General features: G+C 39.9%; 27 protein-coding genes. 1 reads left to right on the top strand and 26 read right to left on the bottom strand.

Features of this window, described 5'->3' with window-relative positions; genetic code table 11:
* Nucleotides 1–29: 29 nt before the first annotated feature.
* From IAE53_RS08485 to IAE53_RS08445, 9 genes are all read right to left on the bottom strand, one after another.
* A complete protein-coding gene (locus IAE53_RS08485; protein ID WP_148423739.1) occupies nt 30–743 on the bottom strand; it encodes a cell division protein FtsQ/DivIB in 714 nt (237 codons plus the stop codon).
* Nucleotides 743–1,834, bottom strand: coding sequence for an undecaprenyldiphospho-muramoylpentapeptide beta-N-acetylglucosaminyltransferase (gene murG, locus IAE53_RS08480; protein WP_188353007.1), 1,092 nt, complete (start codon nt 1,832–1,834; stop codon nt 743–745). The genes IAE53_RS08485 and murG overlap by 1 nt, the downstream gene beginning before the upstream one ends.
* Before the next feature lie 11 nt (nt 1,835–1,845).
* A complete protein-coding gene (gene murD / locus IAE53_RS08475) occupies nt 1,846–3,192 on the bottom strand; it encodes a UDP-N-acetylmuramoyl-L-alanine--D-glutamate ligase (RefSeq protein ID WP_188353008.1) in 1,347 nt (448 codons plus the stop codon).
* Between the two features lie 44 nt (nt 3,193–3,236).
* Nucleotides 3,237–4,199 (bottom strand): phospho-N-acetylmuramoyl-pentapeptide-transferase, encoded by a 963-nt coding sequence (gene mraY / locus IAE53_RS08470; protein ID WP_010291935.1) that lies wholly within the window; start codon nt 4,197–4,199, stop codon nt 3,237–3,239.
* Between the two features lie 9 nt (nt 4,200–4,208).
* On the bottom strand, nt 4,209–6,353 hold the full coding sequence (locus tag IAE53_RS08465; RefSeq protein ID WP_188353009.1) for a penicillin-binding protein: 2,145 nt from the start codon (nt 6,351–6,353) through the stop codon (nt 4,209–4,211).
* Nucleotides 6,354–6,355: 2 nt separating this feature from the next.
* A complete protein-coding gene (gene ftsL / locus IAE53_RS08460; RefSeq protein WP_139967425.1) occupies nt 6,356–6,727 on the bottom strand; it encodes a cell division protein FtsL in 372 nt (123 codons plus the stop codon).
* Between the two features lie 56 nt (nt 6,728–6,783).
* Nucleotides 6,784–7,722 (bottom strand): 16S rRNA (cytosine(1402)-N(4))-methyltransferase RsmH, encoded by a 939-nt coding sequence (gene rsmH / locus IAE53_RS08455; RefSeq protein ID WP_200136285.1) that lies wholly within the window; start codon nt 7,720–7,722, stop codon nt 6,784–6,786.
* 39 nt (nt 7,723–7,761) lie between these two features.
* Nucleotides 7,762–8,193, bottom strand: a complete 432-nt coding sequence (gene mraZ, locus IAE53_RS08450) for a division/cell wall cluster transcriptional repressor MraZ (protein ID WP_004914780.1) — start codon at nt 8,191–8,193, stop codon at nt 7,762–7,764.
* A 150-nt stretch (nt 8,194–8,343) separates the two neighbouring features.
* A complete protein-coding gene (locus tag IAE53_RS08445) occupies nt 8,344–8,685 on the bottom strand; it encodes a DUF3397 domain-containing protein (RefSeq protein WP_188353011.1) in 342 nt (113 codons plus the stop codon).
* 102 nt (nt 8,686–8,787) lie between these two features.
* Between IAE53_RS08445 and IAE53_RS08440 the strand changes: the two genes are divergently transcribed.
* Nucleotides 8,788–8,994 (top strand): DUF4044 domain-containing protein, encoded by a 207-nt coding sequence (locus tag IAE53_RS08440; RefSeq protein WP_010291948.1) that lies wholly within the window; start codon nt 8,788–8,790, stop codon nt 8,992–8,994.
* A gap of 31 nt (nt 8,995–9,025) precedes the next feature.
* Here the strand turns inward: IAE53_RS08440 and IAE53_RS08435 are convergent, their stop codons facing one another.
* The 17 genes from IAE53_RS08435 to IAE53_RS08355 all read right to left on the bottom strand — a co-directional run bounded on the left by IAE53_RS08435 (nt 9,026) and on the right by IAE53_RS08355 (nt 25,964).
* Nucleotides 9,026–10,732: a DAK2 domain-containing protein gene (locus tag IAE53_RS08435; protein WP_188353012.1), complete on the bottom strand. Its 1,707-nt coding sequence runs from the start codon at nt 10,730–10,732 to the stop codon at nt 9,026–9,028.
* Between the two features lie 8 nt (nt 10,733–10,740).
* Entirely contained in the window at nt 10,741–11,100 is a 360-nt protein-coding gene (locus IAE53_RS08430; protein ID WP_010291951.1) for an Asp23/Gls24 family envelope stress response protein, read from the bottom strand.
* A 226-nt stretch (nt 11,101–11,326) separates the two neighbouring features.
* A complete protein-coding gene (gene rpmB / locus IAE53_RS08425) occupies nt 11,327–11,527 on the bottom strand; it encodes a 50S ribosomal protein L28 (protein WP_002815208.1) in 201 nt (66 codons plus the stop codon).
* Between the two features lie 87 nt (nt 11,528–11,614).
* The gene (gene trxA, locus IAE53_RS08420) at nt 11,615–11,929 is read right to left on the bottom strand and encodes a thioredoxin (protein ID WP_148423733.1); all 315 of its coding nucleotides are present in this window, start codon (nt 11,927–11,929) and stop codon (nt 11,615–11,617) included.
* Nucleotide 11,930: 1 nt separating this feature from the next.
* Nucleotides 11,931–12,575, bottom strand: a complete 645-nt coding sequence (locus IAE53_RS08415) for a thiamine diphosphokinase (RefSeq protein WP_148423732.1) — start codon at nt 12,573–12,575, stop codon at nt 11,931–11,933.
* A complete protein-coding gene (rpe, locus tag IAE53_RS08410) occupies nt 12,575–13,231 on the bottom strand; it encodes a ribulose-phosphate 3-epimerase (RefSeq protein ID WP_200136284.1) in 657 nt (218 codons plus the stop codon). Before rpe ends, IAE53_RS08415 begins: the two co-directional genes overlap by 1 nt.
* 14 nt (nt 13,232–13,245) lie before the next feature.
* Nucleotides 13,246–14,136, bottom strand: coding sequence for a ribosome small subunit-dependent GTPase A (gene rsgA, locus IAE53_RS08405; RefSeq protein WP_188353014.1), 891 nt, complete (start codon nt 14,134–14,136; stop codon nt 13,246–13,248).
* 54 nt (nt 14,137–14,190) lie between these two features.
* The gene (pknB, locus tag IAE53_RS08400; RefSeq protein WP_200136283.1) at nt 14,191–16,089 is read right to left on the bottom strand and encodes a Stk1 family PASTA domain-containing Ser/Thr kinase; all 1,899 of its coding nucleotides are present in this window, start codon (nt 16,087–16,089) and stop codon (nt 14,191–14,193) included.
* A 2-nt stretch (nt 16,090–16,091) separates the two neighbouring features.
* Nucleotides 16,092–16,826 (bottom strand): protein phosphatase 2C domain-containing protein, encoded by a 735-nt coding sequence (locus IAE53_RS08395; RefSeq protein WP_188353016.1) that lies wholly within the window; start codon nt 16,824–16,826, stop codon nt 16,092–16,094.
* Nucleotides 16,827–16,829: 3 nt separating this feature from the next.
* Entirely contained in the window at nt 16,830–18,173 is a 1,344-nt protein-coding gene (gene rsmB / locus IAE53_RS08390; protein WP_188353017.1) for a 16S rRNA (cytosine(967)-C(5))-methyltransferase RsmB, read from the bottom strand.
* Complete coding sequence (fmt, locus tag IAE53_RS08385; RefSeq protein WP_148423727.1) at nt 18,163–19,128, bottom strand: methionyl-tRNA formyltransferase; 966 nt, start codon at nt 19,126–19,128, stop codon at nt 18,163–18,165. The genes rsmB and fmt overlap by 11 nt, the downstream gene beginning before the upstream one ends.
* An 87-nt stretch (nt 19,129–19,215) precedes the next feature.
* Complete coding sequence (gene priA / locus IAE53_RS08380) at nt 19,216–21,627, bottom strand: primosomal protein N' (protein ID WP_188353019.1); 2,412 nt, start codon at nt 21,625–21,627, stop codon at nt 19,216–19,218.
* Between the two features lie 77 nt (nt 21,628–21,704).
* On the bottom strand, nt 21,705–22,847 hold the full coding sequence (locus IAE53_RS08375; protein ID WP_148423725.1) for a nicotinamide-nucleotide adenylyltransferase: 1,143 nt from the start codon (nt 22,845–22,847) through the stop codon (nt 21,705–21,707).
* A 39-nt stretch (nt 22,848–22,886) separates the two neighbouring features.
* Nucleotides 22,887–23,654, bottom strand: coding sequence for a nicotinamide riboside transporter PnuC (gene pnuC / locus IAE53_RS08370; protein ID WP_148423724.1), 768 nt, complete (start codon nt 23,652–23,654; stop codon nt 22,887–22,889).
* Nucleotides 23,655–23,738: 84 nt separating this feature from the next.
* Nucleotides 23,739–24,179, bottom strand: coding sequence for a peptide-methionine (R)-S-oxide reductase MsrB (msrB, locus tag IAE53_RS08365; RefSeq protein WP_148423723.1), 441 nt, complete (start codon nt 24,177–24,179; stop codon nt 23,739–23,741).
* An 88-nt stretch (nt 24,180–24,267) separates the two neighbouring features.
* A complete protein-coding gene (locus IAE53_RS08360; protein ID WP_188353020.1) occupies nt 24,268–24,930 on the bottom strand; it encodes an alpha/beta hydrolase in 663 nt (220 codons plus the stop codon).
* A 59-nt stretch (nt 24,931–24,989) separates the two neighbouring features.
* Nucleotides 24,990–25,964, bottom strand: a complete 975-nt coding sequence (locus tag IAE53_RS08355; RefSeq protein ID WP_200136282.1) for a ring-cleaving dioxygenase — start codon at nt 25,962–25,964, stop codon at nt 24,990–24,992.
* Nucleotides 25,965–26,213: the final 249 nt, after the last annotated feature.

Genomic DNA, 26,213 nt, shown 5'->3' with positions numbered 1-26,213 from the left:
ATTCTTCTCTTTGATATAGATAATTATGATTAAGATTTATAGTTATATGAGAAAGCCCCAAACTGTAAATCAACCACACCTTTTGCTTTCATTTGTGCTGCAATACCAGGATAATAAACAATCTTTTGACCGAATGTTGTAGTTGTTGCCAGTACAGTATTACCATCTGCCATGATAATTTTTAGGCGTTTTGGATTCTCTGTAGTGGGTGAAAATATTATTTGACTAATATTTTGTCGAAGAGCAGCCTCAAGGTTAGAAAATATAACAGCAGTTTTTGATAACACAGCGTCACTCTTGAAACCACTATATACAGGTGCTTCGCCATCTGGTTGGCTTATTTGATGCCGATTACCTTGTTGATTGATAGCATACCACTGTCCCTTTTGTTGGACAAATCCAGCATTTATTCTTTCCACAACAGTAAATAGTACATCATCATCTTTTAACGTGACTTTTACTGAATCAACTTTGTCACTTTGTGATTGCAATCGATTTTCAATAAAAGTTTGTTGCCCAACTAAACGCCAATACGGCGTTTTCTGACTAACATTTACATATTTTTTAATTTGTTCTTTCGAAACAACTGTCGACGCCACTGACACATTTTTAATCGTACGCCAAGGTTGTAAAATCAATATTAAACCGCCAATCAAAACAGCAAAAACCGCTAAACTCAACCAGAGTTGTAACGGTCGTTTTCTAGTAATAATATACTTTGATTGTGGTATAACTTCTTTCATTATTCTCCAATTGCGTCTAGAATTAGTGCATAAAGCCTTTCGCCAGCGTCACGCACACCAATTTTAGTTGATTGGGCCGCCATTGCCTCACTCACCTTGTCATTTAGTAACAATGTATCGGCCGCTTGAGTTAGCGTAATCGCTGACAAAGATGGCTCTGAAATCATCAATGCAGCCCCAGCATCAACTAAACTTTGCGCATTTTTTGTCTGATGATCTCCTGTCACAAATGGACTCGGAATTAAAATAGACGGAATACCCAAGGCAGTAATTTCTGCTATCGAGGTCGCGCCAGCCCTCGCCACTATCGCATCAGTTTGTGCCATAACTTCTGGCATATTATCAATATAAGGTAAAATTCGCACATTTTCAGCTGGTTGTGCAGTCATTCTATCAAGTACATTTTGATAACGTTTTGGTCCTGTGACAAATACCACTTGATAACTGCGTTGATTAAACGTTTCTAAGGCATCAATAACTGCTAAATTAATAGCTGGGGCGCCTTGCGAACCGCCAAATATTAACAGCGTCTGTTTGTCATCCCGTAAACCAATCTGTCGCCATGAGAAATTTGACTTGAGTGAAGCAACTTGTTGTGCTCTTGGGTTTCCAACCACCGTTGCTTTCCCTTTGGGAAATTGTGATAATGCAACATCGAAAGCAACGCCAATGCGCGTCGCCCCGCGAGACAAAAACTTATTTGTAACACCAGCAATTGAATTTTGTTCATGAATGACCGTCGGAATATGCAATCTTTGGGCAGCATAGACAACTGCACCACTGACATACCCACCCGTTCCAACAACAACATCTGGCTGAAATTTCTTGAGAATTTTTTTTGCTTCACGAACCGCTTTTAAAAACAAAGAAACCGTTTTAACATTATCTAAAGACAGTGATCGTTTGAAGCCCTGAACTGTTAAACGATCAAATGCCATTCCAGTCGCAGGCACAATGTTAGACTCAACGCCTCGTTCCGATCCCACATACAAAAATTGTGTATCTGGTTCATGCTTTTTAATCACTTCGGCTAAAGCAAGCGCTGGATAAATATGACCACCTGTTCCACCACCAGATAAAATAATTTTCATAACGACTCCTTTCAAATTTTAAGTGCTTTTTTTAGTGCAGCGACAAATTTTTCACCGCGTTCTTCAAATGTCTTAAATTGATCCCAACTCGCATGAGCGGGCGAAAGCAATACCACATCACCTGGATGCGCTAACTGCACCGCTTCTGGCGCCGCTGCCATAACATCTTTAACAGTAATCACTGTTTTACCGGCCTGATGTGCCAAATCAACAATTTTTTGCTGCGTTTGACCAACAGCAATTACTGTTTTAACGTGTTTTAAATTAGGCACCATGCGTGACAAATCATCACCGCGGTCTAAGCCACCACCAATCCATATTGTTGGTTGATCAAAACTATTTAATGCTGTCTGCGTAGCTTCGATATCTGTGGCTTTTGAATCATTATAGTACTTCACACCATTCACAGTAAATAAATACTGTAAACGATGCGCAACACCACCAAAAGTCTTCAATACATCTTTAATCGCACGATCACTCACACCAGCTAATTTTGAAGCCGTTGCTGCCGCCAAAACATTTTCTAAATTGTGAGGCCCAACTAGTTTAATGTCCGTTACAGGCATTATTGCATCACCGTCAATCAATAATTGATCATCTTTAATTTCTGCCGGCAAACCAGTTTGTTGACGTGAAAACGTCAACACTTTGGCATGTGTTTTGGCAGAAAAACTAGGCGTGTCTGGTCCATCAGCATTTAAAATTAAATACTGATTTGACGTTTGATGGCGTGTAATCTGAAATTTAGCAGCTACATAATTATCTCTAGTTTTGTGATAATCCAGATGATTTGAAAAAATATTAGTCACAACAGCGATATCTGGTTGAATATCAGGTATGCCCATTAATTGGAAACTTGATAGTTCTAACAATAACGTATCTTTTTCGGTTAAATCAGCAACGACTTCACTGACAGGTGTGCCAATATTACCAGCTGTCGTGACCGGCTGTTCATCAGACTTGAGCATATCACGAATCAATGAAGTCGTTGTCGTTTTACCATTAGATCCTGTCACCGCAATTAATCGACCTTTGAATGTGCTCAACGCCACGGCAACCTCTGTTAAAATTGGTATTTTCAAATCAAGCGCTTTTTGCACCAATGGTTGATCATAATTAATGCCTGGATTTTTCACCAGATATTTGAAACTATTATCCAGATGCGCATCTTGCGCCTGTGATAAAAAAGTAACCTGTTGCGATTGTAGATGCATAAAATCATCATCTTCTTGAAAATCGCCATCATTTGCAACGGTAACATCAGCGCCAAGTGCCAATAAAAGCTTAGTCACTGCTTTTCCAGAGCGTGCCCAACCATAAACCATAATTTTTTTATTTTTAAAGTCCATTGCCTGCATGATTTAACCTGATTTCTTTATTTATGTACACGGTCATCACCGTTTTAACTCATATATAAAATTCCTACAATGCTTACTAGAAGACTAACGACCCAGAATAGTATATCAATTTGCCATTCACGCCAACCGAATTTTTCAAATGAATGGTGGATTGGTGCCATTGGAAAAATGCGTTTTTTCCAAAAGTGATAACCAATTGTTTGAATAATAACTGACAGCGTTTCGATTACAAAAATAATGCCAAACCACACTAGAGAAAATGGAATGCCAAGCAAAATTGACTCAATTGCTAATCCTGCGCCCAAAGCTAGTGAACCGGTATCTCCCATAAAAATTTTGGCTTTTGGTTTGTTATAAATCAAAAATCCAACTAACGCACCAATAATCGCAATATTAAAAATCACAATAGACTGGTTATGCATTGCCATTGCAATCCATGTATAGGTACCATAAACAATAATGCTAATACCCGTTAGTAGACCGTCAAGACCGTCTGTCAAGTTAGTGGCATTTGACCATCCTACGAGCCAGAACCACATGAAAATGAAATAAAAACCACCCAAATAAATATGACCAACAAACGGTACATTCAGCACAAATGGTACATTCATAAACCACATAACAATCATTACCACCAAAGCACTAAGTGTTTGTGCCAACAATTTTGGTTTGAATCTAAAACCATCATCCGCATGTTTCAAGATTTTAAGTGCATCATCAACACCACCAATAACAGCAAATGCCACAAATGCCAAAAGTGGCATCAACTGGAGCATGAAACCATGCCATCCTTCACTTGCTACACCACCAACAATCGCACTGATTACCGCTGCTAGTACAAATAAGGCACCGCCCATACTTGGTGTTCCTGCTTTGGCCTGATGATCAGGACCAAGTTTACGTATTACTGCCTGCTCCTTAGAATGTCTCAAAAAGTTAATCAATGCTGGCATAAAAATAACTGTCACGATAAACGATCGTGCGAAAGTCCATAGATTTTCTGTCATCTCTCCCTGCTACTCCTTCTCTTTCAATACAATCGCTACTTGACTGCTTTTGACAACCAACTGATTAGCACCAACAGTTTGACTCGTAATGTAGCCAGACCCTTTCCAAGTCAACGTGAAGCCAATTTGCTTCGCAAATGACTGCGCATCAGTTAAACTCCAGCCTGTCATATCAGGCATATTCGTAGTACCTTGTGCTTTCAATATCACTAATTGATTGGTTAATGCTTTTTGTTCCGGTAACAGCGATTGTGATTTAATTTTTCCAGCTGTCCCAACGACAGCCACTCGGAAACCTGCTTTAGTTAATGTTGTTTTGGCAGCAGTAATTGATTGCCCGACAACATCAGGCACCGTCTGTTTCGTTGTCTTAGATTTTACAGCACTACTGCTATTATTCAAAGCTTGTAGCATTAATGGTCTAAATACTTTGTTCATTGTGGTTTGAATTGTTGGATCCGGGAAAACTTTTGGTTGTTTAACAGCCATGTAAAAAATATACTTTGGATTTTTTTCTGGTGCTAATACAACAACTGAATGAATCGCATTTTTAAGACCATCTAGATATTGACCTTTTTCTGCTACTTGGGCAGTACCGGTTTTAGCAGCAATCTGATAACCAGCATCTCGCAAATCAAATTCCTTGGCAGTTCCAGTAGATTGATTCACAACATCAATCATATATTCACGAACTTTTTCGGCCGTACTGGCTTTAATGGGGTGAGCAACCGTTGTCGTTTTCCCTTCTTTGACAATTGCACCGGTCGAAGAATTAACTACTTTATCGACAAAATAGGGTCTAACTTCTTTACCATTATTTGCTATTGCTGAATAGGCTTGAATCAGTTGCAACGGCGTCACATTAATGGCTTGACCATAAGCCGTATTGGCCTGTTCAATTGGATAATTAAACGAAATAGACCCAGCTTCTTCCCCATTGAGACCTGATTTAGTAGACTGTAAAAAACGGAATCGCGTCAAATACTTACGCCATGTTGTTGCACCCAGCTTTTGTTCGGTGCGTGCAAAGGCTACGTTCGATGAACGCCAAAATCCTTCACGATAGGTCAACACACCGGCATCTTGACCAAAGGCATCAACGACTTTTTTGCCATCAATTAAAAATGTCCCCGATTGATAGGTATCATTAGGTCGCCACTCTCCTGTATCAATAGCCGCTGCCAGCGTTATGCCTTTCATAGTTGATCCGGGCTCAAAGGCACCTTGATCAAGTAGATTTTGCCAAGTCGCCGGATTTGAGGATTTGTCGTTAGCATTAAAGTTTGGTCTTTGTGTTGCCGCAACAATTCGCCCTGTCTTTGCTTCCATTAATACTGCAACTGCTGTTTTTGCCCCCGTATCTTTAAACAATGTATCCATACGCGTTTCTAGAGTGTTTTGCAAACTATCATCTAAAGTGAGGTACACGTCATCCCCATTTTTAACGGTTCGGCTACTTTTGTTATTCTCTTTTTGACCTTCGTAGCTTTTAATGCCATTTTTACCAGTTAGTACAGAATTTTCGGCCGCTTCAATTCCCATTGTCCCAATCATTGTAGATTGACCGCTAACATTTTCACTATACTTAATGTTTCCAATCAGATGAGATGCCATTTGATCATTGGGGTAAACACGTGCCGCTTGTGATGTGAATTTTATACCCGGAAGTTTCATGGCCACTATTTTCTTATGCTGCGCAATTGTCAGACTTTTACCAGCTGATCCAAACTCTACTTGAAATTGCTTAGCTATCAATCGTTTGTAAATCGCTTTTTCTTTTAGGTTAATGACCGTGCTTAATTTCTGAGCTGTTTCACTCGCATCCGTCACATAATCCGGTTTGCCATTAGCGTCTTTTTGATTTTTGTCTAAGACTGCATACATATTATAAACCGTTGTGTTCTCGGCTAACACTTGTCCGTTGACATCAAAAATTTTACCACGATTGGCAATAATGTTTTGTTTTCCCATAAACGCTTCTCGTGTTGCTTTTGTTAGGTTATGCCCATCAACGGCTTTGTTCCCTGCGATAACAAAAAGACGAATACCAAGCATTAAAATCACAACTGTTGTGCCACACAGCAACAACCCGCCAAATATTTTGGCATTCTTTGTGATTCTTTTGTTAGGTATCCGTCTCACTTTATTTTTCATAATTATTGATTAACATTACGCACACTATCATCTGAAAGTGTCATGCCGTATTTTTTTGCAACCTTATCTAGATTTGACTTACTAGTAACATCCTGAATCTTAGTTTGTAAAGCATCATTATTTTGTTTCGTATTGCTTATTTTCGTTTCAATAGCCGTAGTACTGTTAGTCGCTTTGGTAATTTGCATACTCGTAAAGACAGCACCAACCATCAATGATAAGACAACTGCAGCAACAAAAATAACTAAACCACGCTCTTTTTTAGTCCAAGCTGCTGCTTTGTATTTAATTGCTTTGCGTTGGCGATGGCGTGGTTGCGTAAGCGGTGCTTGTTGTGCAGCAGCTGATGAATATTCGTATGCATTTTGTGCCATAGCTTTTTCTCCAAAAATCTGATGATGTAACAATTAGTTTTAAAACTTAAATTAAGTTATTTGCGTCGAATACCGCGTAGTTTAGCTGATTCCGAGCGATGATTGGTACTCATTTCGGTAACGCTTGGTAAGATCGGTTTCTTGGTAAGCGCATCATACTCAGCTTCAAATTGTCCCGGTAGTACAGGCAAACCAACAGGTAACTCAGGTGTGCTAGTTTTCTCACGAAACATTTGCTTTACAAGACGATCTTCTAATGACTGAAATGTAATCACACTAATGCGACCATTATGATCAATTAAATCGAGTGCCTGCGTTAAAGAATCTTCCAGAGCACCTAATTCATCATTAACCGCAATTCTTAACGCTTGAAACGTTCTTTTAGCTGGATGTCCACCTTTGCGGCGAGCTGGTGCTGGAATTGCTTCTTTAATGATGTCAACCAACTCAAAGGTTGTATTAATAGGGCCATTTTCTCTATGCTGTTCTATTTTGCGGGCAATTTGTTTTGGAAAGCGATCTTCGCCATAACGGCTTAAAACTCGAAGAAGTTCATTAAACGACCATTCATTGACAATTGTTTTAGCAGTCAAAGTTTGTCTTTGATCCATTCTCATGTCCAACTCAGCATCGTAATTGTAACTAAACCCGCGTTGTCCATCATCAAATTGAACTGAACTAACACCCAGATCATAAACAATGCCATCGACATTCTGAACATTCTGTGCTGCTAGCGCCGAAGTTAACGTCCTAAAGTTTTGATGAATCAAAACGAGTTTGCCAGTTGCGATGTCATCTGCGTAGCGGTTCATATTGTATTGAATTGCTGTATCATCCTGATCAAAGCTATACAGCTTGCCAGTTGTTAATTGCTTTAGAATTTCACCCGTGTGTCCACCACCACCAAGCGTTGCGTCCACATAAATACCGTCAGGTTTGATATCTAATAATTCAATGGCCTCATGCAATAGCACCGTAACGTGTTCAAATGTCATTTCAGCTCACTTTCCTTCTGGCAACCATACTTGGTTACATTAAAAATCAAAATCAACTAATCCCTCAGCAATATCATCAAAGTTTTCGGCTGTTTCAGCTGTGTACGCAGCCCAAGTGTCAGCACTCCAAATTTCAAAAGAATCACCAACGCCAGTCACAATAACATCTTTTTCTAATGATGCGTACTCTCGTAAGTTACTTGGTACAATAATTCGACCTTGCTTATCAAACTCAGCTTCTAATGCACCGGCCATAACAAAACGTCTAAACGAGCGCGCGTCTTTTTTACCGGTTGGTAATTGATTCAACTGGTTTTCTAACTTTTCCCAAACAGATAGTGGCATCGCCCGTAACGATTTTTCCATCCATTTAGTGACGATAAATTTTTCACCAAGTTGATTACGGAATTTTGCCGGAATAATTAGGCGTCCTTTCGTATCGAGCGTATGTGAATATTCGCCCATAAACATAGGACCACCTCCATTAAAATTCTATACTACTAATTTACCACATTCCACCACTTCTCTCCACCTTATTTTTAATTTTGTCATCAATCGGTAAATTTTAACGCAAAAAAAGCAGTACTATCAATGATAGTACTGCTTTTATAAAAGTGGGGGTCAGTGGTTAATAAAACCCAAAATCATGACAACTATTATGACTACAATGCCAAAAAGGCCACTCCATTGCCAATAAAGATGCCAAAAATGGCGCCAACCCCATTCTTTTTGTAATAAGAACCAAGCCAAAATGGCGCCAAAAGCAAACCAAAAGAGCAAGAGCCACTCGACATAGCTAACCCCAAATAAATATCCCATCGTGTAGTGCGCAACTATCCAGACAGGTAGCGTAACAACGTCTAAAACATGCAGTCGCAACTTTTTCATTGCTGTCCACTGATTAGCGCCTATTAATATTAAACAAAAAAGCAAGCCACCTAATGGCCAATACCACCATTGCATTTTTAATTACCTCGTGTTCTAACTCTAACGAATTTTATAAAAAATTTCAATTCTTTTGTGACTTATGATACACTAAATAAGAATAAATTAGAGGTGAAATCAATGGCAGATGACCAACATAAACGACCAGTAAACGCAAAATTACAGGCAGAAATCGACGCACAACTTAATCAGCATCGCGTCCCTAAAATCGAAAAAAAATCACGTACGCGCATTGAAAAAATGATTTTGGTTATGTCGTGGTTAATGGTCATTTTAATGGTAGGATCGGTTGTTTACGCAGCTGTTAGCGCATTAGGTTGGATGTAAAAAACATGGGTGATTTCTCACTCATGTTTTTTTACTCTACCGAAATTAAAAATGGATACAACGGCTGTCCACCATCGTGAATTTCAACTTCTAGATCTTCATCAATAGCAGAAACGCTTTTTGCTAATTTATTAGCCGCTTTTTCTTTTGTGTCTGCACCAAAAATAATCGTCACAATTTCCGAGTCATCATCCAACATTTTTTCGACTGATTGTTCCGCTGCATCTTCAGCTGAGTCTGCCACAACTTGAATGTCACCGTCAATGATTCCCATCCAATCGCCATTGTGAATTTCAACACCGTTTAGTGTCGTATCACGCACTGCCTGTGTGACTTGAGCTGATTTAACATCATCAATCATGTCTGACATAGCATTGGCATTTTCGGATGCTTCAGCCTCAGGATTGTACCCCATCATTGCTGTCAAACCCTGCTGAACGGTACGCGTTTTAACAACTTGTACCGGCACATCAGCTAGGTCAATCGCTTGTTCGGCTGCCATGAAAATATTACTATTATTCGGCAAAACCACTGCTTGATTAGCACCACTTGCTTTAATTGCATCAACAATGTCTGCTGTTGAAGGATTCATAGTCTGCCCACCAGAAATAACCGTATGAACGCCTAGACTCTTAAACAACTTGGCCACACCGTCACCAGCAGCGATGGCGATAACGGCAGTTTCAGGGACAGGCATCGTCATTTCAGAAATTTTAGCAGCCTGTGCCTCATCCTCACGTTGGGCGTCAATAACAGCCTGTTGCTGATCGCGCATGTTATCAACTTTCACTTTGACTAATGACCCAAAGTGCGTACCCCAGCTAATAACTTCACCTGGATTTTCTGTATGAACATGCACTTTAACAATTTCATCATCATTAATAACTAACAATGAGTCACCCAGTTGCGCTAAATGCTTATAAAATTCATCATAATCAAATTGATGATCATAAGTCGTTCCCTTGCCAATTTGGACCATGACTTCTGTACAGTAACCATACTTGATATCTGCAGGGTCAAGATTGGTATTGGCTTGAGCACCAGCGTGTAGTTCTTTGACCATTTGATCAAGTTCCGCATTATCCGGCGCTTTCATATCTTCTTCATTAAAATCGCCACTTAGCACTTGATAGAACGCCTGCAAAACAAACACGAGTCCTTGGCCACCTGAATCAACAACGCCAACTTCTTTTAACACCGGTAATAAATCGGGTGTGCTATTTAAAGCTTGCTGAGCTGCGTCTTCAACGGCAGCCATCAACTCAACAACATCATCAGTTTGGTTTGCTACCTTATTTGCTTTCGAAGCCGCTTCCCGAATAACTGTCAGAATTGTGCCTTCTGTTGGCTTCATGACAGACTTATAGGCAATTTGTGCACCAGCCATCAAAGCATCGGCTAAATCACGTGCTGAAAGTGTTTCTTTGTCTGCCATGCTATTGGCAAAACCACGAAAAATTTGAGACAAGATAACGCCTGAGTTACCTCTAGCGCCCATTAGTAAGCCTTTTGACGTTGCTTTAGCGAGTGCACCAATGTTTGTATCTAACGCGTCTCTCTCATATTGTGCGCCACTCGCCATCGACAAGCTCATATTTGTACCAGTGTCACCATCGGGCACTGGGAATACATTTAATTTATTGATTTTATCCGCATTTGCGGCAAGTGCTGCTGACGCAGCATTTATCATTTTACCAAATTCTACATTGGTAATAACTGTGAGTGAATTGACTGACATGACCTCTCCTAGTCACTGACGCGGACACCTTGAACTATCACATTAACTTCAGTGACATGGATGCCCAATAATGCGTCGAGATTATATTTGACTTTACCTTGAACCGACTTTGATATTTCTGATAGTTTAGTGCCATATTGAGCAACTAAATAAACATCAACACCGACACCACTATTTTCTTGATGCACAACGACACCCTTACCATAATTTTCACGGTTCAATATTTGATTAACACCATCTCGAAAAGTAGCCTTGGAAGCCATGCCGACAACCCCAGGATTTTCAATTGCAGAACCACCCACAATCGTCGCAATGACATCATTTTCTAGCGTAATATCGCCGTTTTTAGTTTTCATTTTAATTGCCATAGTTGATTCCATGCGTCGTTGTAATACGACTTTTACTTTTGTCGTTTACAATAACACACTTTTCCTCCTTACCAAAGGTTCGTTAAATACTATTTTACCATAGAAAATTGATATTACGCCTATACGGCTTCTAAATAACCATAGCCGACTTAATTAGCACTTAACTGTGAACAAAAAAACCACCATGCGGTGGTCTCACGATATTGGCGAACCAACAAAACGTGTTTTAAACGCGTTCGATTGAACCGTTCTTTAATCCGGCCTTCAAAGTACGCGCCGTCAAGTAAACCTTCTTTGGTGCGGCACCGTTGATTTTTACCGTAACTTTTTGCAAGTTTGGCTTCCAGCTGCGACGGCTTGAGTTCAACGCGTGTGAACGTTGGTTACCGAAGCGTGTGCGTGCACCAGTAATAGCATCTTTTGCCATGTTCGACCCTCCTTTTCGAGCCATTTATTTTTTAAGCTCTTTCTACAACAATATTAAATTTTACCAGAATTTTAACCTTTTGACAAGTTAATTCGTGTATTTTGACAAAATATCTGCCAACTGTTGTTTATTATGAAAACCTGTTAGGCGTTCCACAACTTCACCATCTTTTTTAACAAGAAGTGTTGGAATTGCCCTAATGCCGAATTCAGAGGGTGTTTGAGGATTCTGATCCACATCCATCTTGACGAATTCCACATTGTCAACTTCATCTGATAATGCTTCTAGCACAGGTGATTGCATGCGACATGGGCCACACCAAGTCGCCCAAAAATCTGTAATACTAACACCTTCATTTGTTGCTGCTTCAAAAGTTGCATCTTCTACTGTCTTTACTGCCATGTTAACTCCTATCTATGGATTGCGTCACCATGATAATACCCGTATCAAAACTGACGTGAACCCTATCATTTAAGAATTCATTTGATGACCACATTTTATACTTATTTTCTGTTAGTGTCAACGGATATTTTGCGTCGATAATTTTAAAATTTTTGACGTCATTAATCGGCATAAAACCAAGATAATGACTGTTTTTCTGCTTTAAAACACTATGATGACCAGCCTTCAAAAAAGTCACGCTGTTGGTTTGATCAATGATTTCAAGTTTTTCAACGACATCATCAAACTTTGGGTCAGCCATTAGCCATAAATTGCTTAATAAATGATCCAATCTACCACCTGTGGCGCCAAAAACTTTAATACGAGACACCGCTTGTTTTTGTGCAAACATAATCGCCAGCTCTGTATCTGTTTCATCTTTTTCAGCACGAACATGGACAATATTTTCAGCGGTAATATGTTCTTGCAGCGCCTCAAATTCAGCTGATGTCAAAGAATCAAAATCACCAACTGCTAACATCATTGCTACACGATGTTGATAAAGGTACCAAGCCCCACGATCAGCGCCAATCCACACACCAGGCTCATTGAATAAATTTTTTGGCCACAAATCGACTGGTCCGCCTGCTAAAATATTAATTTGCATTATTTAGTCAGTTCTTTCAAAATGGCAATTTTTGCAGCGGGATCAACTTTATCATACACATACGATCCGGCAACAAAAACATTAGCCCCCGCTTCATAGGCCGTAGCAATCGTTTCATTATTCACGCCACCATCAATTTCAATATCAAAGTCAAGACCACGAGCATCACGGAAAACTTTTAATTGCGCAATTTTTTCAATTGTAGATGGCAAAAACTTTTGACCACCAAATCCTGGATTAACAGTCATGACTAATACTTGGTCGACCATATCAAGAACTGATTCAATCGCTGACACAGGTGTACCGGGATTAATAACAACTTCAGCTTTGACACCTTTGTTTTTGATCATTTGTAAAGCACGATGAATATGTGGTGTAGCTTCAACATGAACACCGATGATGTCGGCACCCGCATCAGCAAAATCATCAACAAAGCGTTCTGGATTAACAATCATCAAATGGACGTCTAACACCAAGTCTGTTTCCGGACGTAATTGTTTAACCCAGTTTGGACCGTAAGAAATAGCTGGCACAAAACTGCCATCCATAACATCAATGTGTAAGTATTCTGCGCCTGCTGCTTCAACGAGCTTAACGTCGCGCTCTAAATTAGTATAATCGGCACTCAAAATAGATGGTGAAATAATTCCTGACATGTTTATGTCCCCTTTTAGTTATCTGTTTTATATTTTGGTTTTTGCGCTTTTATCAGTTGGTAAAACGCTTTATAACTATTATACCTTGACTGAGAAATTGTGCCAACTGTCACAGCTTCTTTTACTGCACAAGCTGGTTCATTTAGATGTAAACAGCCACGAAAGCGACAATTCGAACGAACTGCAACAAATTCCGGAAAAAAATCGTCTAAAGTCTCAGCGGAAAAATCGAAGACTTCGTACGACGAAAATCCTGGTGTATCAGCGATCAAGGCGTCATCAACCCGAATGAGAGTGACTTGACGCGTTGTATGTTTACCACGGCTTAGTGCTTTTGAGACCTCTCCTGTTTCAAGACCAAGGTTTGGAGATAAATGATTCAACAACGTTGATTTACCTGCACCAGTTTGACCCATGAAAACTGAAACTTTGTCTTGCAACTCAGCTTTCAATTGGTCAAACGCGTTGGGTGCTGTTGATTCAATCACTGGATAGCCAATTTGACGATAGTCTTGAACAACTTGTTTCATCCTTTGACGCTCTTCAGATGAAAGTAAATCGAATTTCGAAAAATAAATTAGTGGGTCCACACCGGCAGCTTCCAAGGCGACTAATTGTCTATCAAGCAAGTTAGCTGTAAAATTTGGTTCTTTTACTGCTGTGACAATCACAGCAATATCAATATTAGCAACCGGCGGACGGACGAGAACGTTTCGCCGATCATGAATAGCCCAAATCAGACCTTCGTCACGATCACTTTCAAAATCAACAAAATCACCAACCAATGGCTTTTGCTTTGAGTTGCGAAATTCGCCACGGGCACGCGTTCGTTGAATTTCTTCGGTACCATCTAATTGTATATCATAGTAACCGCTCAAAGAGCGTATAATGCGTCCTGTTTTCATAACATAATCATAACAAAAAAAGTCGATATAATCGACTTTTACTCACTAATTTATTTAAGAATTACCCGAACTACTAGAAGATGAAGATTGACTACTTTCATCACTTGAGTCATCACTAGATGAGGAACTCGAACTAGATGAGCTACTACTTGAGCTAGATTGTTCTGGTCCTTGTGAAATGGTCACTAATAATGTATTATCCCTTGTGATTTTTGAACCACCGCGAATTGACTGGCTAATAACATGGTCTTTTTTAACGGAATTTGAATAGGTGGTATTAACGTTGACCGTAATTCCGTTTTGTGCTGCCCAATTTTGCACGTCATCTTGCGTACTTGACTTGGTGAAATCAGGTACCGTAATCTTTTCAGGCCCAGTTGAGACTGTAAATTTAACTGTCGTTTCAGTTGGATCAACTTTGTCATTGGCAGAAACTGACTGTGCAATAATTGATCCAGAAGCAATAGTATCTGAGGCTTGAGATGTCTTTTGTACTTCGTAGCCTTGTGTCCGCAGCTGGGTGGCTGTCATATCATAATCAGAACCGACATAATCACCAAAACGGACTTTTGCACGACCAGAGGAAACTATCAAATTAACAGTATCCCCTTTTTTGGCATCAGCACCATCAGTTGGTGTTGAACGGACGACATTACCTTTTTTGATTGACTTGGAAGTCGTGGATGTCACCGTGCCAACATTTAAGCCAGCCTTTTTAATCTTACTTTCTGCCTGACTTTGAGTTAAATCCACCACATCAGGCACGGTCGTTTTATTGGCTTGAATTTGTAAAACAACCAAAAAACTAATTACAGCAACCAACACAATTGCAAGTAACGCCACAATTTTACCCGTTTTGCTTTCGCGGTACTTAATGCCCTCGCCTCGTAATACTGATCTTACATAGGCAGGTGTACGGTCTACAACTTTAGCAATTTCTTTGACATTATAACCTTTTTTAGCATATTCAATAATACGATCTTTAATAGAGGGTTCTTCTGGGGCCTCATCTGGTAGTACATTTACTGATGAGACACCGGTTTTCAGTTGATCCTGGATTTGAGCCATTGGAATAATTCTAGTTTCATCGTCAGCATCTGTCATTGGTGCAAAACGTGACTCATGTGTTCGCCTTGGTGACAATGATGTCCTGATGTCTTCCGACATAGCCGCCGCATTAAGATAGCGATCCTGTGGCTTTTTCGCGGTTGCTTTTAAAATGACATTTTCTAAAGCCTGCGGAATCCTTGGGTCAAAATCACGAACAGATGGCATATCAGCCGCCGCATGTTTAAGTGCTACCGCAACGGGTGTATCGCCTTCATATGGCACATGCTGTGTTAGCATTTCGTAAAGCATAACACCCAACGCATAGATGTCAGACTTTGTTGAAGCCATGCCACCCCGTGTTTGTTCTGGTGATAGGTAATGAACAGATCCAATGACCGTATTTGTTTGTGTTAAATCCTGTTCTGATTTAGCAATAGCAATCCCAAAATCAGTGATTTTAACTTTATTTTGTGCATCAATCAGAATATTTTGTGGTTTGAGATCCCGATGAATAATATCTGCATCGTGGGCTGCTTGGACTGCGTTCAGAACCTGCAACATAATATCAACAACTTGTTGATAGGGAATTGGAAAATGTGCTTGAATGTATGATTTTAAGTCAGTTCCTTCAACATATTCCATAACGATGTATTGAGAGCCTTCATACTCACCAACATCATAAACTTGAACAATATTGTCATTAACCAATTCGGTAGCTGCCAAAGCCTCATGTTGAAAACGTTTTGCCAAATCAGCGTCAGCTTGCATATCAAGGCGCATCATTTTAAATGTCACGTCACGATCTAAAAACTCATCATGCGCCAAATAAACATTGGCCATGCCACCACCGCCAAGTGATTTAATAATAAGATATCGATTGTCAACTAATGTATCAGGTAACATTTTTAATCCTTTTCATGTGTAACGAGCACCGCCGTCACGTTATCTGGCGCACCATGGTTATTTGCTTGTTGAATCATATCAAACACTCTGATATCTAATGATGCCTCTAAACGCATTGTTGCTTTTATTTCATCTTGTGTTAATACTTTTGTAATACCGTCTGTTGTCAAAAAGAGCATATCCTCTCCAACAAACTCATGCTGAATAACTTCTAAAATTGCATGTTGATCAACGCCTAGAAAACGGGTCACGCTCCGTGCATTTGGTAAATTGCTAGCACTTTCTGTCGATAGGGCACCGCTACGTATCATCTCATTTTTCAGTGTATGATCAAAGGATAATTGCGTGAGCTCATTTCCGTGTAACAAAAAGGCTTTCGAATCACCTAAATTAGCAACGACAACCTGATCATCAAATAGTACAGCTAATACAAGAGTTGTTGCCATCTCTGACAGTTCCTCAAATCGTTGCCCCGCTTCTAGAATCGTTTGATTTTCAATTATTGTTTGATTTTTAAGCCATTCAATTGTTGGTACAATTGTTTCAAGTTGGCTACTTTCCCATGCATGTCCAAAATGTTCTACGGTCATCGCACTGGCGACTTCACCACCCTCATTGGATGTGACGCCGTCTGCTACAATAACCATCGTTCGCCCAAAACTATTGGTGAAAGCACCAACATAGTCTTGATTATCTGGACGCTTTGCCCCAGGATCAGTATGATAGGCAATTGCCATAGATTATTTTTTCCTCAGTACTGCAACAAAGAAACCATCAGTATGATAATCATCAGGATAAACATGCAAGACTTTCTCATGTCTATTTCCTTTGAGATTTTGTGATGTTTCTGTTGGTATCAATTCAAAATTTGGATTGTCATTCAAAAAGCTTGTCACAACATCGTCATTTTCTTGACGCAAAATTGTACAAGTACTGTAAACCATGATACCATTTTTTGCAAGGTTTTTGCTAACTGAATTCAAAATTGCGAGTTGTAAGCGTGATAGACTTTCAACATCAGCTAGTGTTTTATCATATCTAATTTCAGGTTTACGGCGTAATAAACCAAAACCAGAACATGGTGCATCAACTAAAATCCGATCAAATTGTTGATCAATTTGTTCAGGCACTTTGCGAGCGTCAAGCACACGTGTTTTAATTTTATCGGACAAATGCATGCGCTCAGCATTATGTTGGATCAGCTTGATTTTGTGTTCATGAATATCCAGCGCTAATACTTTAGCATCATCAGCGATATATTGTGCAATTTGTGTGGTTTTACCGCCCGGTGCTGCAGCAGCATCTAAAATATTTTTGACGTTTTCTGTCAGTTGCAAACTTTCCACCGGCAACATTGCACTTTCATCTTGTATTGTCACAAGACCATCTTGATAAGCCTTTGAACTTGCAACATGACCACCATTAACGACAAAAGCGTGAGCAGCAACTTTTGATGCTATTGCTGTGAAATTCTCTGCTTCCAGTGCAGCCTTAACCTCGTTATCATTAGTCAAAGTAGTGTTAACACGTACAGATTGTGATGGCGCATCATTAATTGTGGCAACAATTTGGCGTGTTTTAGTTTCACCATTTTGATTTATCAACGTCTCAATTAACCAGACGGGTAGGCTTGCTTCAACCGACAGGCGTGTCACTGTATCTGAAATATCAGTTGTTGATTGTAAGCCTTGACGATCAATATTATGCAATATTGCTGTGACAAATTTAGCTGTTCCAACATGTCCCATGACTTTAGCCACTTCAATTGACTCATTAAAAATAGCGTGTTGCGGAATTTTATCCAAATAGACCATTTGAAATAATGCGGTATAAAGCAACTCCGTAACCCATGAATCAATTTTTTTATTTTTGACAAAAGGAGTTAGCCAATAATCGAAAGTTAAACGATGTTGAATGACACCATAAACCAATGTCGTTAATAGTCGTGTATCTGCTTCACCTAAATGATGTTGCTTGATAACTTGGTTCAGTTGCAAATTAGAATAAGCACCATTTTTAATTTTAGCTAACGTTTGCACCGCTAAAACCCGAGGATTATCACTGTATACTCGTTTATCGCTCATGTTTTGTTACCCATTGTTCCCCTACTTCAAGATTTTTCCCAGCACCATTTAAATAATCACTAATTGCCATTTTTGATTTACCAGCTGGTTGTAATTGATTAACTGTAATCACAGTACCATTTGCTGCTGCGATAGATAATGATTTTTTTGTTTTGGCCACAACAGTACCCGGTGCTTGTGTTGTTGTATCAAGCTGTGGTGTGACATCAATTAATTTTACACGTTGTGAGCCAACTTGAATGTAGGCAGGATGCGTGGGATAAAGACCACGAATATGCCAGTCAAGTTGTTGTGCCGTCTCGTTTTCAAAATGCAAGTTTTGCAAATCATGAGGAATATTGGGTGCAAAAGTCACCTCAGCTTCATCTTGCACCACTGGTTGAATGTCGCCATTAGCGATTTTCGGCAGTGTCGCCATTAACAAATCACGACCGGCTAAGCTCAACTTTTCAAACATTGTGCCCACATTGTCATTGGCAGTAATCGGCACTTTAACAACATCAATCACATCCCCAGCGTCCATTTTTTTGACCATGTACATTATGGAAACGCCAGTTTCTTGATCGCCATTCATGATTGCATAATGGACAGGCGCGCCGCCACGATATTTTGGTAATAATGAGGCATGGGTGTTCACTGCAGCAATTCGAGCGGCTGACAACATTTTTTCCGGTAAAAATTGTCCAAAAGCTGCCGTCACAATGAAATCGGGTTGCCAGTCAATGACTTGTTGCATTTCTGGAGAACCGCTAATTTTTTCGGGCTGCAAAACACGAACACCATGTACCATCGCTGCTTCTTTAACAGGGCTGGGCGTCAATTCATGCCGCCGACCTTTTGGTCGATCTGGCTGAGTGACAACCCCCTTCACTTCATATTGATTATCGGCCAATAATGCTTCCAATATTGGCACCGCAAACTTGGGAGTGCCCATAAAAACAACCGTATAGCTCATTAATTTACCTCGACTTAAAAATTAAATTGTCACCCAACAAAAATACCCGTTTAACTGCGGGTATTTGTTTTTCTTTATTATATCACATCACATAAATGAGACTGGTTCACGGTCAATACTGAGAAGCAAATCACCTTTTGCATTTTGTGAACGATTTTGTAAAGTCTTCAATAAATTGTCGACCATATCTCGCTGTTTAAACTTGAGAATGATTTGGAAATAATAACGATTGCGCATTTTGGCAATCGGTTTTGGCGATGGTCCTAAAACAATAACGTCTTGATCAACATGTGCACGTAACCAACGTGCAACTTGTAGCATTTGCAAAGCTGCTTGATTTTCATCAGAATGACTGGCTTGAATTTGAACAGTGTAGTAATACGGTGAGTAATTACCGGCATGTCGCGCGCGCATTTCTTGATGATAAAACCCTTCATAATCATGCTGCTGAGCAAAAACAATTGCATAGTGCTGCGGGTTAAAAGTTTGGACGACAACTTCCCCACTTTTTTGAGCGCGACCTGCTCGCCCGCTGACTTGCGTTAACAGTTGAAAGGTGCGTTCACTGGCGTGAAAATCAGGTAATCCCAACGCTGTGTCTGCATTTAAAACACCGACCAAAGTGACATCTGGAAAGTCTAATCCCTTGGCAATCATTTGCGTGCCTAGTAAAATATCAGCTTCATGACGTCCAAATTTTTCTAGTAATTTGTCCATACTACCCTTTTTTCGAGTCGTATCTTGATCCATTCGAATCACACGTGCTTTTGGGAAAAGCTCAGCTAGTTCAACAGCCACCTTTTCCGTACCAGTACCGTAATAGCGAATGCGTTTTGACCCACAATTCGGGCAAACTGTTGGGATAGACTCCTCATGACCACAATAATGACATTTTAACGTGTGCGAATCCATGTGCAACGTCATTGCTAAATTACAATTAGGATCCCGTGGTACAAAGCCACAATCACGACACATGACAAAACTTGAAAAACCGCGACGATTAAGCATCAGAACAATTTGCTCTTTTTTATTTAACCGGTCAGCAATTTTGTCTTTCAATTCAGCAGAAAAATTCGTTTCAGGACCGTCAGCCAAGGTATCTTTCATGTCAATGACATCAACCTTTGGCAGTTTGGCTCCGCCGGCTCTTTGTGTTAAAGTCAGACGTTCATAAACGCCACGTTGTGCGCGCGCTCGTGTCTCTAATGACGGTGTTGCTGAACCAAGAATAACTGGGATTTGATAATATTCACCACGCCACAAGGCCACATCCCGGGCGTTGTAGCGAGGATTATCAGACTGCTTATATGTCGTTTCATGTTCTTCGTCAACAATAATAAGCCCAAGATTATCTAATGGTGCAAACACTGCAGACCTTGCCCCTACGACAATTTGCACATCACCCCGTTCAATTCGTCGCCACTCATCATAGCGCTCGCCATCACTTAAACCTGAATGAAGTACAGCTGTTTGTTCTCCAAAACGACTTTTAACACGTCGCACCATTTGTGGCGTTAAGGCAATTTCAGGGACCAAAAATAGCACGGTTTTGCCCTGCTTTAACACGTGTTGTGCCACCTGCAAATATACTTCAGTTTTGCCTGAGCCAGTAATGCCTTCCAGCAAAAAAGGCGCAAAACGATGTAAATCAGCTGAGGCTGAAATACGATCAAAAGCTTGCTGTTGCTCATCGTTTAAATCTAACGGGTCACTTTTTTGTACCATTGCTTTAAACGGATCGCGTAATGCCTCAACTTGTTTTTTGACAAGCCATTCCTGTGTCACGGCATGTGCCAATGTTGCATCACTAACCGGTAAGATTTCTTGCAATTCTTTTTTTAGCCATGTCTCACCGACATGCTGCAAAATGAATGCTATCAGTTGCGCCTGCTTTTTAGCTGTTGATCGCAATGACCGTTGCGCCGTCTTTAACATCGTGACATTTTGACTAAATTGATAAGCTAACTGTGTTTTTACTTTTGCCCGATCATTGACTTCAATTCTAACTTCGATACTATGTTGACGGCGGAGTTTGGCTAGCGTAGCCAAATCCTTGTCGCTATATTGACTAGCATGAAACTCAATTTCAGTCAATCCCATGAATAGTCGATTAGCGACGTCATCACTGACCTTACCGACTATTTTTATAAAATGTTGATAGTCTGCTTTTAGGGCATTGGGCAACATGGTTTGTAAAATCGAAATTCTAAAGGCAAAGGTTTCATCCGCTAAATAATCAGACAACGACAACAATTCTGTGTTTAAAACCGGTGACAAATCTAAAATTGTTGTCAATGATCGCAATTGATCTTCTAACAAATCGGTCGTCGCACGAATACCAATCACAAATCCCATCACTTTTCGACGTCCAAAAGGTACCGTAACACGCATGCCAGGTAAAATTTGATCAATCATTTCTTCAGGAATGACATATGTATAAGGTTGATCTGTTTGCATTGTTGGCACATCAACAATGATTTGTGCATATTGTTTCTTCATATCTCTATTTTAACAGAGCTGGCAAATCACTTCATCCAACAAAATAAAAAGCAGACAAAACATTTGTCTGCTATCTTTTAAATATGCTTGATGTTAAATCCTGTACGTTCTTGAATGGCATTTAACGCCTGCAAATAACGCGCATAATAGCCATAGGGATCCTCGCTACCACCCTGCGCATCTAACATCACAACTTTATCCATAAAGCCATAATCTTCAATTACTTGCATGAGTTGATTATGGAATTGCCAACGTGTGTCATCATCAGCACTATCCATATTACGGAATCCATCATCTACATACGGTGTCACTGGTGGAATTACTAAAATTAAATCAATTAATTCCTCACCAATTGTATTATCAAACAATGGTTGCAATTGCGCATTATCTTCCTTGCTCAACCACATATCCGCGTAAACTTTGGTGACCATGGCATCTGTATCAAAAATTGTTAACCCGTTATTAGCGGGTGAATTGATTTCTTTTGAATTAGCATCATATTGACCTTGAATCAGACGAATGTAGTCCTTCACAACTAGTTCATCATCACTCACATTAGAGCGTTCTTGATATTCACGAGCATATTCCTCAGAAAATGGTGAATTACTCGTTCTTGCCAAACGCCTCACAAGCGTTGATTTGCCAGTAGAAGCCGATCCCATGATCGTGACTTTCTTTGTAAAATGGCGTCGAAAGACTCGGTTAATATAATCCCAGTTACCAATTGGATCTTGACGAATCTCTGTTCCTGAAATTTTTAAAACAGTGCGATCCATCAAACTAACTTTGAATTGACCGGTTTGTGGCAAGCGTTTTTCCAACTCAACTTTATAATCAGCTTCACCTGTGTAAAAAGTGATTTGGGCCTGTTCGTCCACAATATTGCGCTTGACAGTCTCAACCAAACGGTTAGTCCACTCATCCCAACCATTTGGCATTTGTGGGATATCATCTTCATTAATGTAATCTACTTTAATGTCTGTTTCATCACTGAACGCCTCTCGCAAATAACGGAAGCGCTTTTCAACAGGTAGTCCCATTTGATAACCACGGTCACCTGTATAACCTGATGCAATAACAACTACGCCGTCATTTAAAGCCGCTGCTTTATAAATTTCAGCTTGATGGCCGACATGCATTGGAGCTAATGTGCCAAAAAACACGCCGATTTTGTGACCTTCTAAATCATCTTTATATAAATTACCTGCAATTGTAATCATGATGTTATTTAATTTTGCAGCACTTAATTGAAAATGTTGCTATTCCTTTTTAGTTAATTTGCGCCACTGAATAATACCGTAAATAGCATTAACAGTCAATGCTAAATTCATACCCAACATGGCAAAAGCACTGGGATCAGCATGTCCAGTCCATGCACGCGCCCAAAGTACGATTTCCACGATATCAAATAGCAACCACGCATACCAAGATTCCGCAAACTTAGCGGTTTGTAAAATTTGGGCACCCATGGAAATCGTGGTTGTCAAGCCATCCATATAGGGTTGACGGGAACCTGCTTGTTGTAAAATCAGTCCAACAATACCAAGGATAACGAGAAAAACTGGTATGACAAATAGCCATTGTTTCGGGGTCATATACTTGGTTGCAACAACGTCTTGCTTGTCTTTTTGGGTGATCTGGTCTCGTTTCATAAATCCTAACCACGCCGCAATACCAACAAACTGCATGACAACCCAGAAAGCACTCAATGCCACTTCTCCGAATAACTGTGATTGAAATGCGAGTGGCATATACATCACAGAATAAATCAAACCCCAAAAGTAGTTCGTGATGCGACCTTTGGCCACCAGTATTACTGTAATGATATTCATCAACCCTGTCGTCAAGCCAAACCAATCAAACGTATGACTATGTGCAACACCCAGTCCCCATACGAGTCCTTGTAGTGCTACCAAAACGATAAACAGCGTGCCTTCAGCTAATGTCCAACCATATAATAGTTCGCTAACGATATTTTTTGGATTGAAATAACGCCAAAATCGACGTGAGACTGTCTCCTCAGCCATGTGAATTCTCCCACATTATATATTATTTTCTACCATTATAACAGTTAGCGCAGAGAAAGTATCGTCAAGTAATCAGAACGTCATTTAATTTTCAAACAATGACATATATTGGCCGTAACCCTCTTTTTGTAAATCCGCCTTGGGGACAAATCGCAAACTGGCCGAATTAATGCAATATCGCAGACCACCTTTTTCAACAGGACCATCAGTGAAGACATGCCCTAAATGCGATCCGGCTTCTTTGGACGTTACCTCCGTTCGTGTCATACCAAACGAGTAATCAACGTGCCGCTTAATGTGGTGCTCGTCAATGCCCTGAGTAAAAGCAGGCCAACCACAGCCGGCATCATATTTATCAGTAGAGCTAAACAACGGTTCACCACTCACAACATCAACAAAAATGCCGTCGTCCCACCACTGATCATATTTACCTGTAAAAGCACGTTCAGTGGCAGCATGTTGGGTTACTTCATATTGCTCCGGTGTTAAACGTGCACGCAACGCTTCATCAGATTCTTTCATAATTGCTATCCTCCTTTAGTTATCTAAAACCAACAAAAATTCTAATGTTCATATCTCTTAATTTTACACAGCAAAGTCATCCCGTCAAATATCACGCCTCATCAATATTGTTAGCCTGAAGCCAAATTTTAGCCGCCTGTAATTCTTCACTGGAAATAACATGAGATTGATTCAAACGAAAAACGGTCACTAATGCTTTTGCTTGGGTCAAGTTATCGACTAGCGCATCAAAACTGTCACGCGGTACAATAGGGTCAAAATTACCGTGCGATAAAAAAACATGACTGCCTTGCAAATTGGCCGGCTCTGCAATGGGCGTTAATTGCATCGCATGTAGTGCCATGACATTCTTGAATGGTGTTTCTGGATGTGTTAACAGCGCATGCAAAGCAATATTGGCACCATTTGACAATCCAAGCGCGAACGCTGGCGATGTGTTCAAATCATATTTTGTTAATAATTCACTCACTGATTTCACCAACCAAGCTGTCTGTTTATCAAGTGATACTAAATTAAATTTGCCTTCAGCATATCGTTCAAAAAAACGATGATAGCCATTTTCTAAAACACGACCTCTAATAGCTAAAATTGGATGATTTGGTGCCAAATATTTAGCAATAGGCACTAAGTCATTTTCATCACCTCCTGTGCCATGTAGCAATACAACCGTCGGTAAATCTGGATTACCAGCAATAAATAAATGGTGCACATCATTGAAATTCTGCTTAATCATACTATCATTCGTATCAACCATAATGAACTCCTTTATGCTACAAAACGGCCCATTCATTGATGAGCCGTTTGTCTGTCATATTAATTTTTAGGACTATTAAAGTCAACCAAATTAGCCTCAATTTGTGTTCGCATATCCTCTAGAAAAGGTGGCAATTCAAGATGAACACCAGCTTCTTCATAAGTTTCATCTACTAAGAAACCTGGTCCGTTTGTCGCTAATTCAAACAAAATACCTGGCGTTGGTTGGAAATATTCTGATTTAAAATAAAAACGATCAACAAATCCTGAATCTTGAAATCCTAATTCTTGTAGACGCTTAATCCAAAAGTTTAATGCTTCTTCATCATCAACAATAAATGCTAAATGGTGAGGCCCACCGAATCCTTGTAAACCGCGCGGAATGATACGAGAAAGCAAAGTGATGACCTGCGCACCATAACCGCCGTGATCAAATTCATACAACGCATAATCGCCTTTGGTATCAATTTTTTCAGCACCCATTACTTTGGTTAAGACCATATCCATTGCATCATGATTGTTAATTGTCAGCAATTCTGGTCCTAAACCCACAATCGCATGTTGTGGATCCACCGAAGAATGTCGCCATGGCGTGTGTGGCACCGTCAATTCATTGTGACGCGGATTGGTATCGTCGGCGATCAAAGCATACCGTTGATCATCAAAATCATAAAAATTTAAGTATGTGGCACCAAATAATTCGTATGTTTTAGAATCATAACGAATACCAAATTCATCAAAACGCGCTTGCCAATAAGCAAATGAGTCTTGAGAAGGTACTCTAAAAGACGTTCTTGAAATCTCATCAGTACCAAAAACCGCTTTTTGGATCCCTGGAAAATCAAAAAATGTCAAAACAGAGCCACCCTCGCCTTGGTCATCAGAAAAATAAAGATGATACGTACGAACATCGTCTTGATTAACCGTTTTTTTAATTAAGTGCAATCCCAATTTATTCGTAAAAAAGTCCCAAATCTTAGGCGAATCGGAAGTAATCGTTGTTAAGTGGTGAATACCGCGAATATTTGTCCCCATAGCTTTTATTCCTCTTACTTTTTGTTAGTGTATAGTCAATACTATACACTATTACATTATAAACGCAAGTAATACGACTTACTAATTATAAGCGTAATATTGACCGTGTATCAAAATAAAAAACATCAACCAAATGCGTTCACGCATTCGTTGATGTTCTCTTTCATTGTAGGTTTATCACTAAACAGCTAGTCATTATGATGATCATCATAGCCCTTAGGGTGGCTCTGATGCCACTGCCAAGCTGTC

Source organism: Leuconostoc sp. S50, assembly GCF_016624925.1.
GTDB lineage: Bacteria > Bacillota > Bacilli > Lactobacillales > Lactobacillaceae > Leuconostoc > Leuconostoc pseudomesenteroides.
The sequence above is the reverse complement of the archived record's forward strand: the minus strand, read 5'-3'. Positions and strand labels throughout refer to the sequence as shown.

Coding starts and splice junctions, on each gene's coding strand:
- IAE53_RS08485 (WP_148423739.1), bottom strand. CDS start 743: ATGAAAGAAGTTATACCACAATCAAAGTATATTATTACTAGAAAACGA.
- murG (WP_188353007.1), bottom strand. CDS start 1,834: ATGAAAATTATTTTATCTGGTGGTGGAACAGGTGGTCATATTTATCCA.
- murD (WP_188353008.1), bottom strand. CDS start 3,192: ATGCAGGCAATGGACTTTAAAAATAAAAAAATTATGGTTTATGGTTGG.
- mraY (WP_010291935.1), bottom strand. CDS start 4,199: ATGACAGAAAATCTATGGACTTTCGCACGATCGTTTATCGTGACAGTT.
- IAE53_RS08465 (WP_188353009.1), bottom strand. CDS start 6,353: ATGAAAAATAAAGTGAGACGGATACCTAACAAAAGAATCACAAAGAAT.
- ftsL (WP_139967425.1), bottom strand. CDS start 6,727: ATGGCACAAAATGCATACGAATATTCATCAGCTGCTGCACAACAAGCA.
- rsmH (WP_200136285.1), bottom strand. CDS start 7,722: ATGACATTTGAACACGTTACGGTGCTATTGCATGAGGCCATTGAATTA.
- mraZ (WP_004914780.1), bottom strand. CDS start 8,193: ATGTTTATGGGCGAATATTCACATACGCTCGATACGAAAGGACGCCTA.
- IAE53_RS08445 (WP_188353011.1), bottom strand. CDS start 8,685: ATGCAATGGTGGTATTGGCCATTAGGTGGCTTGCTTTTTTGTTTAATA.
- IAE53_RS08440 (WP_010291948.1), top strand. CDS start 8,788: ATGGCAGATGACCAACATAAACGACCAGTAAACGCAAAATTACAGGCA.
- IAE53_RS08435 (WP_188353012.1), bottom strand. CDS start 10,732: ATGTCAGTCAATTCACTCACAGTTATTACCAATGTAGAATTTGGTAAA.
- IAE53_RS08430 (WP_010291951.1), bottom strand. CDS start 11,100: ATGGCAATTAAAATGAAAACTAAAAACGGCGATATTACGCTAGAAAAT.
- rpmB (WP_002815208.1), bottom strand. CDS start 11,527: ATGGCAAAAGATGCTATTACTGGTGCACGCACACGCTTCGGTAACCAA.
- trxA (WP_148423733.1), bottom strand. CDS start 11,929: ATGGCAGTAAAGACAGTAGAAGATGCAACTTTTGAAGCAGCAACAAAT.
- IAE53_RS08415 (WP_148423732.1), bottom strand. CDS start 12,575: ATGCAAATTAATATTTTAGCAGGCGGACCAGTCGATTTGTGGCCAAAA.
- rpe (WP_200136284.1), bottom strand. CDS start 13,231: ATGTCAGGAATTATTTCACCATCTATTTTGAGTGCCGATTATACTAAT.
- rsgA (WP_188353014.1), bottom strand. CDS start 14,136: ATGAAAACAGGACGCATTATACGCTCTTTGAGCGGTTACTATGATATA.
- pknB (WP_200136283.1), bottom strand. CDS start 16,089: ATGTTACCTGATACATTAGTTGACAATCGATATCTTATTATTAAATCA.
- IAE53_RS08395 (WP_188353016.1), bottom strand. CDS start 16,826: ATGGCAATTGCCTATCATACTGATCCTGGGGCAAAGCGTCCAGATAAT.
- rsmB (WP_188353017.1), bottom strand. CDS start 18,173: ATGAGCGATAAACGAGTATACAGTGATAATCCTCGGGTTTTAGCGGTG.
- fmt (WP_148423727.1), bottom strand. CDS start 19,128: ATGAGCTATACGGTTGTTTTTATGGGCACTCCCAAGTTTGCGGTGCCA.
- priA (WP_188353019.1), bottom strand. CDS start 21,627: ATGAAGAAACAATATGCACAAATCATTGTTGATGTGCCAACAATGCAA.
- IAE53_RS08375 (WP_148423725.1), bottom strand. CDS start 22,847: ATGATTACAATTGCAGGTAATTTATATAAAGATGATTTAGAAGGTCAC.
- pnuC (WP_148423724.1), bottom strand. CDS start 23,654: ATGGCTGAGGAGACAGTCTCACGTCGATTTTGGCGTTATTTCAATCCA.
- IAE53_RS08360 (WP_188353020.1), bottom strand. CDS start 24,930: ATGGTTGATACGAATGATAGTATGATTAAGCAGAATTTCAATGATGTG.
- IAE53_RS08355 (WP_200136282.1), bottom strand. CDS start 25,964: ATGGGGACAAATATTCGCGGTATTCACCACTTAACAACGATTACTTCC.